The sequence below is a fragment of the Rhizobium leucaenae USDA 9039 genome (assembly GCF_000426285.1).
GTDB lineage: Bacteria > Pseudomonadota > Alphaproteobacteria > Rhizobiales > Rhizobiaceae > Rhizobium > Rhizobium leucaenae.
Genome location: NZ_AUFB01000009.1, coordinates 130,530 through 147,271 on the forward strand (window position 1 = coordinate 130,530; position 16,742 = coordinate 147,271).

10 protein-coding genes are annotated in these 16,742 nt (G+C 60.7%); all 10 read right to left on the reverse strand.

Features of this window, described 5'->3' with window-relative positions; translation table 11 throughout:
- Positions 1 to 16: 16 nt before the first annotated feature.
- The 10 genes from K290_RS0115850 to K290_RS0115900 all read right to left on the reverse strand — a co-directional run bounded on the left by K290_RS0115850 (position 17) and on the right by K290_RS0115900 (position 16,742).
- Complete coding sequence (locus K290_RS0115850) at positions 17 to 505, reverse strand: MaoC family dehydratase (protein WP_028752835.1); 489 nt, start codon at positions 503 to 505, stop codon at positions 17 to 19.
- 66 nt (positions 506 to 571) lie between these two features.
- A complete protein-coding gene (gene glgX / locus K290_RS0115855; RefSeq protein WP_028752836.1) occupies positions 572 to 2,545 on the reverse strand; it encodes a glycogen debranching protein GlgX in 1,974 nt (657 codons plus the stop codon).
- Between the two features lie 214 nt (positions 2,546 to 2,759).
- Positions 2,760 to 4,388, reverse strand: coding sequence for an alpha-D-glucose phosphate-specific phosphoglucomutase (locus K290_RS0115860; protein ID WP_028752837.1), 1,629 nt, complete (start codon positions 4,386 to 4,388; stop codon positions 2,760 to 2,762).
- 4 nt (positions 4,389 to 4,392) lie between these two features.
- Positions 4,393 to 5,835, reverse strand: coding sequence for a glycogen synthase GlgA (glgA, locus tag K290_RS0115865; RefSeq protein ID WP_028752838.1), 1,443 nt, complete (start codon positions 5,833 to 5,835; stop codon positions 4,393 to 4,395).
- Between the two features lie 3 nt (positions 5,836 to 5,838).
- Entirely contained in the window at positions 5,839 to 7,101 is a 1,263-nt protein-coding gene (gene glgC / locus K290_RS0115870) for a glucose-1-phosphate adenylyltransferase (RefSeq protein WP_028752839.1), read from the reverse strand.
- A gap of 23 nt (positions 7,102 to 7,124) precedes the next feature.
- On the reverse strand, positions 7,125 to 9,332 hold the full coding sequence (glgB, locus tag K290_RS0115875; protein ID WP_028752840.1) for a 1,4-alpha-glucan branching protein GlgB: 2,208 nt from the start codon (positions 9,330 to 9,332) through the stop codon (positions 7,125 to 7,127).
- Positions 9,329 to 11,791 (reverse strand): glycogen/starch/alpha-glucan phosphorylase, encoded by a 2,463-nt coding sequence (locus K290_RS0115880; RefSeq protein WP_028752841.1) that lies wholly within the window; start codon positions 11,789 to 11,791, stop codon positions 9,329 to 9,331. The genes glgB and K290_RS0115880 overlap by 4 nt, the downstream gene beginning before the upstream one ends.
- Positions 11,792 to 12,087: 296 nt before the next feature.
- Complete coding sequence (locus tag K290_RS0115885) at positions 12,088 to 13,305, reverse strand: vWA domain-containing protein (protein ID WP_028752842.1); 1,218 nt, start codon at positions 13,303 to 13,305, stop codon at positions 12,088 to 12,090.
- 133 nt (positions 13,306 to 13,438) lie between these two features.
- Positions 13,439 to 14,320, reverse strand: coding sequence for a transglutaminase family protein (locus K290_RS0115895; protein ID WP_028752843.1), 882 nt, complete (start codon positions 14,318 to 14,320; stop codon positions 13,439 to 13,441).
- Positions 14,321 to 14,324: 4 nt separating this feature from the next.
- On the reverse strand, positions 14,325 to 16,742 hold the full coding sequence (locus K290_RS0115900; protein WP_028752844.1) for a circularly permuted type 2 ATP-grasp protein: 2,418 nt from the start codon (positions 16,740 to 16,742) through the stop codon (positions 14,325 to 14,327).

The following is a 16,742-nucleotide window of genomic DNA, read 5'->3' on the forward strand; positions in this document are numbered from 1 at the left end:
AAGTAGAAAAGAGCTGCTATGCCTTTTCCGGCCGATCTTTCGGGTCGAACTGCGATATAGTCGTCCAGGTCGCAGTGAGCGCTGGTTTGCGCTCATTTTCAATTTCCACGGTCACGTCATAGGTCAGCATCAGCATGTTGGCGCCGCGCAGCCGGGTATCGGCGAGCTTGAAGCGGCCGCGCACCCGTGCGCCGCATTTGACCGGCGACATGAAACGGATCTGCTCGAAGCCGTAATTGATGCCCATGGTCTGCTCGCGGATTTTCGGCAGGCCACTGTAGTTCATCGCTGAGAGCAGCGAGAGCGTCAGGAAGCCGTGGGCGATGGTGCCGCCATAGGGGGTTTCCGCCTTGGCGCGCTCGGGATCGACATGGATGAATTGATGGTCGAGCGTCGCGTCGGCAAAAGTGTCGATCATCGTCTGCTCGACCGTGATCCAGTCGGAGATGCCGATCTCGGTTCCGACCAGCTTCATGATCTCAACAAGCGAAATATCGCCGGCCATTCCATCCTCGTCAGGCTTTGCTCTTCTTGCGATCTTTCTGGCGAATAAAGCCGGAAAGTCAACGGCTCAGTTTTCGATGAGGAAGCAGACCGAACGCGCCGGCACGGTGATCTCGTCTTGAACCGTTGCCGTTTCCTTTGGGTTCAGCAGCGACCAGCCGGTTTTGCCTGAAGCTGGCAGCTTGACATGTTGTTCCTCGTTGGCGCGGTTCAGCAGCACGGCGAGGCGGGTCATCTTGCCGCTATCGCGGTCCTCCGTCTCGATCGCCATACCAAGCATGCTCGCACCCGGCGTCTCCCAGTCGGGCACCGTCATTGCCGTGCCCTTCGCCGAGAACCAGAGGACATCGCCTTTGCCGTTGAAAAATTCCATACCGCTGAAGGCGGCAAAGCGGCGGCGGAGGCTCGCGAGCCAGGCGGTATGGCCAATCAGCTCTTCGTCCAGCGTCGTCCAGTCCATCCAGGTAATGTCGTTGTCCTGGCAATAGGCATTGTTGTTGCCGCGCTGGGTGCGCCCGCCTTCGTCGCCGGCCGTCAGCATAATGGTGCCGCGCGTGGCGAAGAGCGTCGACAGCAGGGCTTCGATGTCGATGCGGCGCTTGCCGCGGATGACAGGATCGTCCGTCTTGCCCTCGACGCCGTTGTTCCAGGAGAAGTTTTCGTTGTGGCCGTCGCGATTGTTTTCGCCGTTCGCCTCATTGTGCTTGTGTGCGTAGGAGACGATATCCATCAGCGTAAAGCCATCATGGGCCGCGAGGAAGTTGATGCTGCGGGTCTGGGTGCGGCCGTCGCGGCCGAAAGCGGAGGAAGAGCCGCCAAGGATGGTGGCGATATCGCCGATCTTGTTGTGGTCACCGCGCCAGAAGCAGCGCAGATCGTCACGAGCGCGATCGTTCCATTCGAGGAAGGGAGCCGGAAAATTGCCGAGCTGGTAGCCGCCGGGGCCAATATCCCAGGGTTCGGCAATCATGATGCGATCCTGAAGCACGTCATCGGCGAAGAGGGACCGCAGCGTCAGGCTTTCGGGGTCGAACCCCTTGGCGGTGCGGCCGAGGACGGTGGCAAGATCGAAACGAAAGCCGTCGACGCCGGCGTGGAGCACGAAATGCCGCAGGCTGTCGATGATGAGCTGGCGTGTCGCCGGCTGATCGCAGGCAACGGTATTGCCCGTGCCGGTGTCGTTGATCAGCACACCGGGCTGGTTCGGGTCATGGCGGACATAGATTGGATTGTCGAGGCCACGCAGTGATAGCGTCGAGCCGTGGCGGTCGCTTTCGCCGGTATGATTGAAGACGAGATCGAGGATGACGGCGATGCCTTCGGCGTGCAGCGCTGCCACCGTCTCGCGCAATTCCTTCACACCGCCGGGTGCCAGACGTGGATCGAGCGCCATGAAGGCGATGGGATTGTAGCCCCAGCCATTGGTGAGGCCGAGTGGCGGCAAGTGCCGTTCGTCGATCCATGCGGTGATCGGCATCAGCTCGACGGCGTCGACATGCAGTCGCTTGAGATGGGCGATGACGGCTCGATGGGTGAGGGCGGCCAGCGTGCCGCGCTTCTCCGCCGGCACGTCCGGATGCAGCATGGTGAAAGGCTTGACGGCGATTTCATAGATCAGGCCGCCCGGCTTGAACAACGGCTTGGCCGGCTTCACTGGGATGTCGCGCGAGACGATCGTCTTCGGCACCAGATCCTGCGTATCCTCGCCGAACGTGCCCAGGCGCGGATCATAGTGGAAGGGCCGGTCGATTTCCTTGGCATAGGGATCGACAAGCAGTTTCGACGGATCGAACCACAGGCCCTGATCCGGATCGTATGAACCATGGGCGCGAAAGCCGTAACGCGTGCCTTCCTTGGCGTCCGTCACAAAAAGACGGTGCTCGTCGCCGTCGCGGGTGAGCGGCAGACGCGCGATCTCCTTGTCGCCTTCGGCGTCGAACAGGCAGAGCTCTATGCGCTTGGCGTGTTTGGAGGCGACAATAAATTCGACGCCCGAGTCGGTGAGGGTTGCGCCAAGGCGGCGGGGTGTCGGCTCGGACATGTCTCGCGGGCTTTCCATTTTGGACGTTGGAACGACGGGGGTGATATAATTTGCCGCCGCTCTCGGATAACCCCCTCATCCGTCTCTCGGCGTTTTCGCTCTGCTCAACCACCGAAATCCACCTTCTCCCCGAGGGGAGAAGGCGCTTATGGCACAATCCCCTCTCTCCTCGGGGAGAGAGATAGGGTGAGGGGGAACTCCGCAGAATTCGCCGTCAGGTAATTACCGTCGGTGCATCACGACCGGTGCGGCCCTTGATATCGGCGATATCCTGGGCGGCGGCGATGAGGTCGGCGAGCGCTTCCTGTGTCTCGATGTTATGGCGGGTCGAATCCGGCTCGTAGCGTTCGATGTAGACGCGGAGCGTCGCGCCCGTCGTACCGGTGCCGGAAAGGCGGAAGACGACGCGGGAGCCGCCTTCGAAGAGTATGCGGATGCCCTGATGCTGGCTGACGGATTTGTCGACCGGATCGTGATAGGCAAAGTCATCGGCGGCGGAAACGGTGAGATCGCCGAACTTCGTGCCCGGTAGGGTCGGCAGCTTTTCGCGCAGAGCGTCGATCAGGCCGTTGGCGGCATCGGTATCGACGCCTTCGTAGTCATGGCGCGAATAATAGTTGCGACCGTAAGTCGCCCAATGCTGGGTGACGATATCGATGACGCTTTCGCCGCGTACCGCAAGGATGTTGAGCCAGAGCAACACGGCCCAGAGACCGTCTTTTTCGCGGACATGGTTGGAACCCGTGCCCGAGCTTTCCTCGCCGCAGATCGTCGCCATGCCGGCATCAAGCAGATTGCCGAAGAATTTCCAGCCGGTCGGCGTCTCGTAGATGCCGATGCCGCGCTTTTCCGCGACGCGATCGGCGGCACCGCTGGTCGGCATGGAGCGGGCGATGCCGGCAATGCCGTGCGAATAGCCGGGCGCCAGATTGGCATTGGCGGCCAGGATCGCCAGGCTGTCCGACGGGGTGACGTAGATGCCCTTGCCGATAATCAGGTTGCGGTCGCCATCGCCGTCGGATGCTGCGCCGAAGTCGGGTGCATCGTCGCCCATCATCTCATCGTAGAGCTCTTTGCAATAGACGAGGTTCGGATCGGGGTGATGGCCGCCGAAATCCGGCAGCGGCAGGAAATTGCGGACCGAACCGCCCGGCGCGCCGAGGCGGATTTCGAAGATTTCCTTGGCATAGGGGCCGGTGACCGCGCTCATTGCATCGAAGCAGAGACGGAAGCCGAGGCTGATGAGGTTGCGGATGGCGCCGAAATCGAACAGCTCTTCCATCAGAGCAGCATAATCTTCGACCGGATCGATGACCGAAACGATCATGCCGCCGACGTCTTCGCGGCCGATGCGATCCAGATTGATGTCGGCGAAATCGGAGATCTTGTAGCTTTCGATGACCTTGGTGCGCTCATAGATCGCATCGGTGATTTTTTCCGGCGCGGGGCCGCCATTGCCGATATTGTATTTGATGCCGAAATCTTCGGTCGGGCCGCCGGGATTGTGGCTGGCCGAAAGCACGATGCCGCCGAACGCCTTGTATTTGCGGATGATGTTCGAGGCGGCGGGCGTAGAGAGAATGCCGCCCTTGCCGACCATCACTTTGCCGAAGCCATTCGCAGCGGCCATCTTGATGGCCTTCTGGATGACTTCGCGATTGTAGAAGCGGCCATCGCCGCCGATGACCAGGCATTTGCCCTGGTAGCCTTCCAGCGAATCGAAAATCGACTGGATGAAGTTCTCGGCGTAGTTCGGCTGTTGAAATACGGGAACTTTCTTCCGGAGGCCTGACGTGCCAGGCTTCTGATCCGCATAGGGTTTGGTGGGAATGGTTTTAATCATTTGATTAAGCGCCTCTCGAGACAAGGCTGGAGTAGAGGGCTGCATAGCGTTCTGCGCTCTTGCCCCAGGATACGTCGGATTTCATGCCCTGCTTTTGCATCTGCGTCCAGACCTTTCGATCCTGGAAAAGGTGCATGGCGCGGCGCACAGCCTGCAGCAGCCCTTCGGCAGTGATGGGCGAAAACTGAATGCCGGTCGCGACTTTTGCCTGCAGCGCGGCGTGGTTGGCATCGATGATGGTGTCGCTGAGGCCACCCGTACGCGCAACGATCGGCAGGCAGCCATACCGTAAGCCATAAAGCTGCGTGAGGCCACAGGGTTCGAAGCGGGATGGAATGATGATGGCGTCGCAGCCAGCCTGCATCAGATGCGACATCGGTTCGTTATAGCCGGCGGAAACGCCGACGCGTCCGCGATGGCGGCCGGCAGCGGAAAAAAGCGCGCCTTCGAGGGCGGCGTCGCCCGCCCCGAGGATGGCGAGCTTGCCGCCCATGCGGACGATATCGCTGGAAATGCGGGCAAGCAGGTCCATGCCCTTCTGCCAGGTCAGACGGCTGACGACGCAGAAAATCGGACCGTCATCGTCGTCCAGACCAAAATGCTCGACCACGAGTTTGCGGTTCGCGGCGCGGTCCTTCAGCGTCGTGGCGCCATAGGTCTGCGCAATCATCGGATCGGTTTCGGGGTTCCAGATACCGTCGTCGATGCCGTTCACAATTCCGTGCAGGCTGTTGGCGCGGCTGGCAATGACGCCTTCAAGGCCCATGCCGAATTCCGGCGTCAGGATTTCCTCCGCATAGGAGGGGCTGACGGTGGTGAGCGCATGGGCAGTCTGAAGCCCGCCTTTCAGGAAGCCGACATCGCCATAGTACTCGATACCTTCCATCGAAAAGGCATGCGGCGGCAGGCGCAGTCCGGGAAAGATATCGGAGCCGAATTGGCCTTGGAAGGCGATGTTGTGAACGGTGAGTACGCTCGGCAGTTCCGGTGTCGGGTAATAACGCATGTAGACCGGCACCATGGCCGATTGCCAGTCATGCACATGCACCAGATCCGGCCGCCAGCCCGGAAGCAGGCCGGCGGCAATTTCCGCGCCGGCGAGCGACAGGGCGGCGAAACGTTGCCAGTTGTCGGGATAATCCTTGCCCGTGGCGTCGACATAGGGACCGCCGCTGCGGTTATAGTAGGCCGGCGCGTCGAGCACGAGGAAGGAAATCCCGTCATGCTCGGCTTCGAAGACCGTTGCTTTCTCCCCGAGCAGGTCGGAAAACTCGAGGCAGGCCACCGGATTACGGATGGCCTTCATGACCGTGGGATAGCCGGGAATCAGGGTTTTCGTTTCAACGCCATAGGGCTTGAGTGCGATAGGCAGGGCGCCGGCCACATCGGCCAGGCCCCCTGTCTTGATCAAAGGGAAGACTTCGGACGAAACCGAAAGAACTTTCATATGTCAGATATCCAGCTTGTCGATCATCGCCTGGGTGATCAGGCAGATACCGCTTTCCGTGCGGCGCCAGCGTTTGGCATCCAGTTCCGGATCTTCACCGACCACCAGGCCTTCCGGAATGGTGACGCCATGGTCGATGACGACATTCTTTAGCTGGGCGCGGCGGCCGATCTTGACGCTTGGCAGCACCACGGCCCCTTCCAGCTTGGAATAGGAATTGGCGCGCACGCCGGTAAACAGCAGGCTGTTCGACAGGCTGGCGCCCGAAATAATGCAGTCGCCGGCAACGACGGAGGAGACGGCCGAACCGCGGCGGTCCTCGTCGTCATGGACGAACTTGGCCGGCGGCGTGATTTCGGCATAAGTCCAGATCGGCCAGGACTTGTCGTAGATATCCAGTTCCGGCACCACGGCGGTCAGGTCGATATTGGCCTGCCAATAGGCGTCGACCGTACCGACATCGCGCCAGTAGGCCTCGCGCTCGAAATCGGAGCGCACGCAGGATTGCGTGAAGCGGTGGGCGACGGCTTTGCCGTTCTTGACGATGTGGGGAATGATGTCCTTGCCGAAATCGCGGCTGGAATTCGGGTCGGCCGCATCGCGGCGCAGGCACTCGATCAGGAATTTCGTGTGGAAGACGTAGATGCCCATCGACGCCAGCGCGAAATCGGGATTCCCCGGAATGCCCGGCGGGTCGGCCGGCTTCTCGACGAAAGCGATGATCTGGTCCTTCTCGTCGACATGCATGACGCCGAAGCCGACAGCCTCCATGCGCGGCACTTCGAGGCAGCCTATAGTTACATCGGCGCCGGAATCGACGTGCTGCTGCAGCATCCATTCATAGTCCATCTTGTAAATATGGTCGCCGGCGAGGATGACCATGTATTCCGGACCATAGGGCTCGATGATGTCGATGTTCTGGTAGACGGCGTCGGCCGTGCCTTCGTACCATTGCGTTTCGGAAACGCGCTGGCTGGCCGGCAGAATGTCGAAGCTTTCGTTACGCTCCGGACGCAGGAAGTTCCAGCCGCGTTGCAGGTGGCGAATGAGGGAGTGCGCCTTGTATTGGGTAGCGACGCCGATGCGGCGGATACCGGAGTTCAGCGCGTTGGACAGTGCGAAATCGATGATACGAGCCTTGCCGCCGAAATAGACGGCAGGTTTGGCGCGGCGGTCGGTCAGCTCTTTCAGGCGGCTGCCTCGGCCACCGGCAAGAACGTAAGCCATGGCGTCGCGGGCCAGTGGCTGGATACGTTTTTCTACCATTTCAGTCCTCCCTGTCTGTGATGTCAGAATTCCGGCTCAAGCATGATCGTCGCCAGGGGAGGTAGCGTTATCGTCGCTTGTATGCCCCCGCCCGCACTGACGGCCTGCACGCGCCCGCCATTGCCCTTGCCGCTGCCGCCGTAAATGTCGGCATCGGTATTCAGTATCTCGCGCCACCGCCCCTCTGCTGGCAGGCGCAAGGTATAATTCTCACGGTAGACTGGTGTGAAATTGGTGATGACGGCGACCGGCTTTTCGCCGGGCGCCTTGCGCAGCCAGGCAAAAACCGAATTCTCGAAGTCATCGACGATCAGCCACTCGAAACCTTCGCCCTCGCAGTCCCGGGCATGCAGTGCCGGTTTGCTGCGATAGGTGAAGTTAAGATCACGCACGAGGCGTCGCATGCCTTCATGCATGCGGTATTGCAGGAGGTTCCAATCCAGCGCGCGGGCTTCGCTCCACTCGCTCCATTGCGCGAATTCCTGGCCCATGAACAACAGCTTCTTGCCCGGATAGCCCCACATGAAGCCGTAGTAAGCGCGCAGGTTGGCAAACTTCTGCCAGTCGTCACCCGCCATCTTGGCGATCAGCGAGCCTTTTCCGTGCACCACTTCGTCATGAGAGAGCGGCAGAACGAAATTTTCGGAAAAGGCGTAGATGAGGCCGAACGTCAGCTCGTTATGGTGATATCTGCGGTGCACGGGCTCGCGGGCGAGATAGCTCAGCGTGTCGTGCATGAAGCCCATATTCCACTTGAAGCCGAAGCCGAGGCCGCCTTCGTGGACCGGCTGCGACACCTTCGGCCAGGAAGTCGATTCCTCCGCGATGGTCATCACGCCCGGGTGCGACCCATAGAGCCTGGTGTTCATCGATTGCAGGAAGCGAACCGCCTCCAGATTCTCGTTGCCGCCATATTCGTTCGGGATCCATTCGCCGTGCTTGCGGGAATAGTCGAGATAAAGCATCGAGGCGACGGCATCGACGCGCACGCCGTCGAGATGAAACTTCTCAGCCCAGTAGAGCGCATTGTTCTGCAGGTAGGCGAGAACTTCGGTGCGGCCGAAATTGTAGATCGCCGTGTTCCAGTCGGGATGAAAGCCCTTGCGCGGGTCTTCGTGTTCGTAAAGCGCGGTGCCGTCGAACCATCCGAGGCCGTGTTCGTCGGTCGGGAAATGCGCCGGCACCCAATCGAGGATGACGCCGATGCCGACCTTGTGACAGCCGTTGACGAAGCGCGCCAAGCCTTCCGGTTCGCCAAAACGGGCGGTCGGCGCATAGAGGCCGGTGGTCTGGTAGCCCCAAGACGGATCATAGGGGTGTTCGGTGATCGGCAGGAATTCGATATGGGTGAAGCCCATATCGACGCAATAGGGGATCAACCGCGAAGCCAGCTCGTCCCAGGAGAGGAACGAGCCGTCGTCGCGGCGCTGCCAGGAGCCGGCATGGACCTCGTAGATCGAGATCGGCTGGCGGCGCTTATCGACACTGGCCCAATGCTCGTGGTGTGCCTCGTCTTCCCAGACCTGCGTCATTTCGTTGGCGGTGACCGAGGCGGTCTTCGGTCGGAGTTCGCTGCGGCGGGCGAAGGGATCGGCCTTCAGCGGCAAAAGCACGCCATCATGGCCGCGAATTTCGAATTTATAGGCGACGCCGGCGGGAACGTCCGGCGCGAAGATTTCCCAGATGCCGGAGTCCGAGCGAAAGCGCATGACATGCCGGCGGCCGTCCCAACCATTGAAGTCGCCGACCACTGAAACGCGCTGGGCATTCGGCGCCCATACGGCGAAGTGAAAGCCCTGCACGCCCTCGTGCTTCAAGGGATGCGCGCCCATCTTGTCGAAGAGGCGCAGATGCGTCCCCTCGCGGACGAAGTAGTCGTCCATCGGGCCGAGCACCGGACCGAAGCTGTAGGGATCGGTCACCGCCCATTCGGCATCGCCGCGCCGGGCGCGGTAGCGCACCGGCTGTTGTTTGGCGACCGTGATATTTCCGGAAAAGAACCCGGCCGGATCGAGACAATCCAGTTCGCCGATGACGGAGCCGTCCAACGCGGTGGCTGTGACGGCTTCGGCGCCGAGAATGAAGCAACGGGCGATGAACCCGTCATCCGTCCGATGTACGCCGAGAACGGCGAATGGATCGGAATGTGTGCCTGCGAGAATTGCAGCAATCTCGTCTGCCGAAATGTCCCTCAAGGCGATGCCGTCAGCGGGTCTTTTCGGCTTTTTCATCCGGCTCTCCAGATTTCCTTGGCATATTGACGGATCGTCCGATCGGAAGAGAACCAGCCCATCCGAGCGGTGTTGTTGATTGTTTTCGCATACCACTCGGAGGGCTTGGCCCAGAGGGTATCGACCTCGCGCTGGGCGGCGGCATAGGCGTCGAAATCGGCCGCGACCATGAACCAGTCATGGGCGTAAATGCCGTCGATGAGGCTGGCATAACGGCCGCGGTCGTCCGGAGAGAAGATGCCGGACGCGATGGCCGAAAGCGCCTGCGCCAGTTCGCGCGAGCGTTCGATGACGGCACGCGGATTGTGGCCGTCGCTGCGCAGATTGGCGACTTCGTCGGCCTTCAGACCGAAGATGACGATGTTGTCTTCACCGACATTGTCGCGCATTTCGACATTGGCGCCATCCAGCGTGCCGATGGTGAGGGCACCATTGAGGCCGAATTTCATGTTGCCGGTGCCGGATGCTTCCATGCCGGCGGTCGAAATCTGCTCGGAAAGGTCTGCCGCCGGAACCATGACTTCGGCCAGCGAAACATTATAGTTCGGCACGAAGACGACCTTCAGCAGGCCGCGCACCGACGGGTCGTGATTGATGACGCGGGCGACATCGTTGATCAGCTTGATGATCAGCTTGGCGTTGTGATAGCTCGGCGCTGCCTTGCCGGCGAACAGCTTTACGCGCGGTTGCCAGTCCAGTTCCGGGTGCGAGCGGATCTGGTCGTAGAGCGCAATGGCTTCGATGATGTTCAAAAGCTGGCGCTTGTATTCATGGATGCGCTTGATCTGGATGTCGAACATCGCATCGGGATCGAGCTTGATGCCCATGCGGCTGGCGACCAGATTGGAAAGCTGCACCTTGTTGGCGCGTTTGACGGCGGCGAATTTTTCCTGGAAGGCGCTGTCGCGGGCGAACTGGTCGAGCGGCTTCAGCTTCTCCGCATCGTCGAGGAACGCCTCGCCAATGGTTTCGCGAATGAGACCGGTCAAGCCGGGATTGCACTGCATCAGCCAGCGGCGCGGCGTAATGCCGTTGGTCTTGTTGTTGATGCGGCCGGGATAGAGCTTGTGAAGGTCGGCGAAGACGGTGACCTTCATCAGATCGGTATGGAGCGCCGAGACGCCGTTGATCGAATGCGAGCCGACGAAGGCGAGATTGCCCATGCGCAGGCGGCGGTCGCCGTTTTCATCGATCAGTGAGATGGAGCGGATTTCCGCATCGCTGAAATTGCGGGCCTTGCGGGCTTCGACCAGGATCTTGGCATTGATCGCGTAGACGATCTGCATGTGGCGGGGCAGCAGCCGCTCGAACAGCGGCACCGGCCAGCTTTCCAGTGCTTCGGGAAGGAGCGTGTGATTGGTGTAGCCGAAGGTGTTGCGGGTGATATCCCAGGCGGCGTCGAAGTCGAGGCCGTGAACATCGACCAGAAGGCGCATCATTTCGGCGACCGAGACAGCCGGATGGGTGTCGTTCAGTTGGATCGCAACCTTGTCGGCGAGATTGGTGAGATCATCATACTGCTGCAGATGGCGGCGCAGAATGTCCTGCAGCGAGGCCGAGGAGAAAAAGAATTCCTGGCGCAGGCGCAGTTCCTGGCCGGCGGGCGTCGCATCGGCCGGATAAAGGACGCGGGTCAGGCTTTCCGCCTTGTTGCTTTCGCGCAGCGCGCCGATATGGTCGCCGGCATTGAAGGCATCGAGCAGGATCGGGTCGATCGGCTGTGCCGACCAGAGGCGCAGCGTGTTGACGCGCTTGGCGCGCCAGCCGACGACGGGCGTGTCGAAGGCGGCGGCGATGACCCGTTCGGCCGGCTTCCAGACATAGCGAGGCTGGTCGTCATGGCCGCTGACGAATTCGACGGCGCCGCCGAAACCGATTTCATAGGCGCTTTCCTGCCGTTCGAATTCCCAAGGGTTGCCATGGGCGAGCCAGGTTTCCGGCAGTTCCACCTGCCAGCCATCGGCCATCTGCTGGCGGAACAGGCCGTGGACGTAGCGAATGCCATAGCCGTAGGCCGGCACATCCACGGTCGCCATCGACTCCATGAAGCAGGCGGCGAGACGGCCAAGGCCGCCGTTGCCGAGTGCCGCGTCGGGCTCAAGGCCGGCGATGACGCGGATGTCGACGCCGAGCGAGGAGAGCGCATTGGTGATCTCCTCCATCAGCCCAAGGTTCGATACGGCATCGCGCATCAGGCGGCCTATGAGGAATTCCAGGGATAGATAGTAGACGCGCTTGGCACCGGTCTCGTACACCTTGCGGGTCGATTCCATCCATTTGTCGATGACGCGGTCTCGAATGACAAGGATGGTCGCCGTCAGCCAATCGTGCGGCTTGGCCACTTTCGCATCTTTGCCAATGCGATAGGTCAGGCGCTCGATGATTTCTTCCGCAAGGATTTCCGGCTGAGAACTGCGGGGTGCCGGAACGGGGAGATTGGCCTTGGTCAAGTTATTCATACTATCAAGTCTCGCCATTTGTGATTTATATTCAGGGCGTTACGCCTGATAAATCAAATTGCCATCGCCTTTACCTAGCAGTTTATGCACCGATGTAAAGGCGTTGCAACAAGTGAATTAGGCAGACGCGAAAATAGCGGGCAAAGGCCCTCAAAGCGCTAAAAAGACTTGATTTCAATTGTTTTTCCGGCTCTTATCCGCGGATTAGTTAACAAGCGAAAGCCGCCCCGAATTATTCTGGGCGGCTTTCGTTTTTTGCGATCTATTCGTTAATCCGCTGCATCGCGCTGCGGTTGTTATTTAGTCAGAAGCGTCATTTTCTTTGACGCCTGAGTAGCGATCGACGAAAAGGCGCTGAACAGGTCTGCGGCATTCTGCGGCGTGAAGTAATCGGCGGCTGACGTTGCGCAATACTTCAGCAGTGCCTGGCCGTTCGCAGGCGCCATGAAGGCGATCGTATAGACGTGGATGCCGGCGTTGCGTGCGATGTCGCATTGCGCTTTGGTGTTCGTATCGGCGCTTGCCACGTTGTTGTCGCCGTCCGTCATGAAGACGATGTATGTGGCCGGGTTTGTCTGGCCGTTCTTATTTTTATGCTGCAACTGTTCGTTCGTGAGTCCCGGCGTCGTCGATGCCATTGTGAGGGCAGTCACCGCAGCCGTGAATGCGGGCGCCGAGTTCGTCGTGCCGCTTGCCGTCAAGTTGTTGACATATTGGGTGACGCGGCTGGTGCCCCATGCAAGCGCCGTCGGCGTCTGGGCGTTGGAATTATAGGAGTCGGCACCCGTGCGAACATACATGCTGTTCGGGTCGGCGGTGTTCAGTTGTGCCGCCAGATTGGCTGTCGCTATCTTCAGCGACTGAATCTTTGTGTAGTAATTGGTGACCGTGCAGGTCTTTTTGTTGTTGTTGCCGCAGGAAACCGTCGTCGTCGGCTGTTGGGCATTGACGGTGTCGGTTGGTTCGTCCATCGAGCCGGAGCGGTCGAGAACAAAATACATGGACAGCGGGCTCTTTTGAGTTTGTGCGGGATCATTGCCGCTGACCGAGGTGCTCGATGCGCCAACGTTCATCGTGGTGAGACCGAGCATGCGCGTCATGCCGTTCACCTGCATCGCATAAGACGCGTTCACAACGACGGAATAGCTGGCATTACCCGAAGAATCGGTCGTTTTCGTCACCGTTGCCGTGGTGCCGGCCTTCAGCGCACTGATCGCACTCGTATCACCGGAAAGATAGTTCGACATCTGCCCGGTCACGAAGTCAGTGGCCAATTGCTGAGCGTTGGATGTCGTCGCGCTGCCGTTGGCAAGCGCCGTTGCCGTGGCAAGGGCCGCGGCATCGGTTGCTTCCTGCAATTGGCTGTCGGAAACCGCCATGTTGGAAACATCGACTGCAACGCCTGCAGCCGCGGCCAGCACGGGAATGGCGAGTGCGGTTAAGATGCCGAAATTACCTGCGCGATCACGCAACAGATGTTGAATGACACAGAATTTGCTCGAACAAGTGATCATCACGTCCGCCCAAGATATGTATAAGCCCCAGATGGACGTGACTATCGGCGCAAACTCTGAGTGGGCCGTTGAGATGATCATTCGATTTTTAGCGAATGACGCGAATATTCATGATTTAAAGTTGTATTGGAAGTTACTGCTTTAAGGGAATGACGTCGACGGCCTGGATGGTCTTTTGAGTTCCATAGCTCTTCAGCACGCCGATGACAGGGGCGACGTCGGAATAGTCGCGGCCGTACGCGACGACGATATGGTCGGTTCCGGCAGGGATATTGTTGGTCGGGTCGAGCTCGATCCAGCCCGCCGTTTCACCGCACCAGATGCGCACCCAGGCATGCATGGCGTCAGCCCCTTCCAGCCGTTCCTTGCCCGGCGGGGGAATGGTGCGCAGGAAGCCGCTGACATAGCCGGCCGGAATACCGAGGCTGCGCAACGCGATGATCATCACATGCGTGAAATCCTGACAGACGCCGCGTTTCAGGCGGAATGCCTCCTTCGGCGTGGTGTCGACTGTCGTCGCCTTGGGATCGTAGACGAAATCCTTATGAATCTGCGCACAGATAGCGTGGGCAATCTGCATCACCGTCAGACCGGTCGCTGCCCACTGCCGGGCGTAGTCGGCGATCTCCGGCGTCTCCGGCAGGCGCGGGCTGGTGCCGATGAAATGATGCGGCGAGGATGGCTCGATCGACCAGCAATCGCTTAACTCATCCGGCAGTTTGGCAAGTACCGGCGAGAAGTCGGCGGAGACGGGCTGGCTCTCCACCTGTACCCGCGCCTGCATGCGGATGTCTAGCTTTTCATGCGGGTTGCGCACGAGGATCGAGGTCGCGGGATGCAGGAAAAAATCCGTGAAGTTCGACTGCTCGTCCGGATGGGGGGTGACCTTCAGCGAGCCGGCAATCAGGCGCTGGCGGTTGGTGAGCGACAGCGGCAGCACGCGCACGATATGCCGCGCGCCGCTGGCCGGCACGTCGTAGATATAGCCCATGTGCAGCGACAGGTCGTAGAGCATCACATTATCCGAGATAGGTCTGGGCGAGGAGATCCGAGAGACGTTCCAGCTCTCGTTCCAGCCGCTTGTAGACCTCGTCGTTCATCGTCTCCGGCGTCATGACGGCGAGACCCGAATGCAGCCGCATGGCTTCGCGGTAGAAGGGCGACATCTGGCCGTTGACGAAGGCGTTCGGCAATTGCTCCACTTCCCGGTGGATCTCGTTCATCTGGAAGAGAATCGAGCGCGGGTTGAGCGGATCGAGCGCCAGCAGATCGGTCACCGTCAGGCGGGCAGTATTGACGTTGTAGCGGCGGCGATGGGTCATGACGCTGTCGCCGATTTCGAGCAGCATGTCGAGCGCGCCGTCGGGGGCCTCCGGACCGGACATGTGGCCGAGCAGGCGCGTCATATGCAGTCCGCGCTCGATATAGCGGCCGAGCGACAGGAAGCGCCAGCCGGTAAAACGATACATGTTCTCATGCACGAGACCGGCAAAACCCGCGAGCTTGCGCAGGAGAATCGTCATGGCGTGGCTGGCATCGTCGCCGGCTTTGACTTTTTCCTTGAAGCGGCGGGCGGTCTTGGCGAGATCGTTCAGCGCCAACCAGCCGTCCGGCGAGAAGCGGTCGCGGATGTTGCTGGCGGAATAGACGGCGCTATCGATATTACGCAGCAGGCTTTCCGGCACGGGTTCCCTGGTGTCGATATCGACGGCCGCCAGATAGTCGCTGACGTCGGCGAGCAGCGGCTGGGTAGGGTCGGCGGCTTCGGCAAAGCGCCCGTGCCAGGCGCGCAGGATGCGCAACGCCCCTTCGGCGCGCTCGATATAGCGCCCGAGCCAAAAGAGGTTGTCGGCGGCTCGGCTTGGCAGGCTGCCGGGCATGTTGCGCGTGAAGGTCTCCTCGGTCGGCAACAGCGTGTGGCGCTCCACCGGCTTGTCGGAAACGATCCAGACATCGGCTGCCGAACCGCCGGCCTGCATGGCTATGGCGGCAACATCGTCGCCGCTGCCGATGCGGGCAAAGCCGCCCGGCATGATCTGCCAGCCTTTTTCGGTGCGGGCGGCAAAGACGCGCAAGCTCATCGGCCGCGGCAGCAGCTTGCCGTTTACCCAGGCAGGCGTAGTCGAGAGCGTCACGACCTCCTGGCCGACCAGCTTGTGGCCGTCCGTCGTCAGCCAGTCGGCAATCGATTCCTTGGCGGTGGTGCGTAGCGTCGAGCCGAGGACCGACTGGCCATTGTCGTCGAAGAAGGGCATGCAGGAATAGGCTGGGCCGATCACCATTTTTTCGATATGCGCGGCCACATGCTCACGCTCGGCCTTCTGTCCGCACCACCAAGTGGCGATCGATGGCAGCTTCAGGTCTTCGCCGCGCAGATGCCGACAGATCGTGGGCATGAAGGCGAGAAGCGCGCGGGTTTCCAGAATGCCCGAACCGAGCCCATTGACGATGGTGACGGTCTGCGCCCTCAGCGCCTCGACCATGCCGGGCGTGCCGATATGGGATTGCTGGTTCAGCTCCAGCGGATCCGCATAGGATGCATCGAGGCGGCGCCAGAGCACGCTGATCGGCCTTAGGCCCGCGACGGTACGCACCATCAGTTGATCGTTGACGACGGTAATGTCCTCGCCTTCGAGCAGCATGAAGCCGAGGTAGCGGGCGATATAGGCGTGTTCGTAATACGTCTCGTTGGCCGGCCCCGGCGTCAGGACGGCGATCCGGTCGGCAGCGCCGCGTTTTACGCCCTGCAAGGCATCGCGAAAGGCGCCGAAGAAGGATGCGAGCCGATGCACCTTCGTCTCGGCGTAGATATCAGAGAAAGCGCGCGTGGTGGCGACGCGCGTCTCCAGCGCAAAACCGGCGCCCGACGGAGCCTGAGCGCGGTCGGCCAGCACCCACCAATTGCCGTCCGGACCGCGGCCGATCTCGAAGGCGAGGAAGTGGAGATAGTGCCCGTTTGCCGGCTTTATACCGGCGAGCGGCCGCAGGAATTCCGGATTGGCGGCAATCAGCGCAGGCGGCAGCAAGCCTTCGTTGATCAGCCTATTGTCACCGTAGATATCGGCGATGACCTCTTCGAGCAGATCGGCGCGTTGCTGCAGACCGGCCGACAGGGTCTGCCATTCGCGCTCGTCGATCAGAACGGGAATATGCGAGATCGGCCAGTTGCGTTCGCTGACACCTGCAGCTCCATAGGCGCGATAGAAAACGCCGGCGTCGCGCAGATAGCGGTCGGCGCGGGCAAAGCGCTCCAGCAGCTCCTTTTCCGGCATGCGGCTGAGCGCGGCGAGCAGATTTTGCCAGACCGGCCGCACCGCACCGGTATTGTCGACCATTTCGTCGGCGACGCCGGGCAAAGCGGAATAGGCAAATGCCGGATCGTTGCCGATGCCAGCCCTTACCTCGTCCCGCCGTTCCGTCGCTGGTTTCTTCCCCAT

What these genes read in the sequence shown, in the direction of transcription:
- glgA (WP_028752838.1), bottom strand. Translation starts at nt 5,835, where the DNA reads ATGAAAGTTCTTTCGGTTTCGTCCGAAGTCTTCCCTTTGATCAAGACA.
- K290_RS0115885 (WP_028752842.1), bottom strand. Translation starts at nt 13,305, where the DNA reads ATGATCACTTGTTCGAGCAAATTCTGTGTCATTCAACATCTGTTGCGT.
- K290_RS0115900 (WP_028752844.1), bottom strand. Translation starts at nt 16,742, where the DNA reads ATGGGGAAGAAACCAGCGACGGAACGGCGGGACGAGGTAAGGGCTGGC.
- K290_RS0115895 (WP_028752843.1), bottom strand. Translation starts at nt 14,320, where the DNA reads ATGCTCTACGACCTGTCGCTGCACATGGGCTATATCTACGACGTGCCG.
- K290_RS0115850 (WP_028752835.1), bottom strand. Translation starts at nt 505, where the DNA reads ATGGCCGGCGATATTTCGCTTGTTGAGATCATGAAGCTGGTCGGAACC.
- glgB (WP_028752840.1), bottom strand. Translation starts at nt 9,332, where the DNA reads ATGAAAAAGCCGAAAAGACCCGCTGACGGCATCGCCTTGAGGGACATT.
- K290_RS0115880 (WP_028752841.1), bottom strand. Translation starts at nt 11,791, where the DNA reads ATGAATAACTTGACCAAGGCCAATCTCCCCGTTCCGGCACCCCGCAGT.
- K290_RS0115860 (WP_028752837.1), bottom strand. Translation starts at nt 4,388, where the DNA reads ATGATTAAAACCATTCCCACCAAACCCTATGCGGATCAGAAGCCTGGC.
- glgX (WP_028752836.1), bottom strand. Translation starts at nt 2,545, where the DNA reads ATGTCCGAGCCGACACCCCGCCGCCTTGGCGCAACCCTCACCGACTCG.
- glgC (WP_028752839.1), bottom strand. Translation starts at nt 7,101, where the DNA reads ATGGTAGAAAAACGTATCCAGCCACTGGCCCGCGACGCCATGGCTTAC.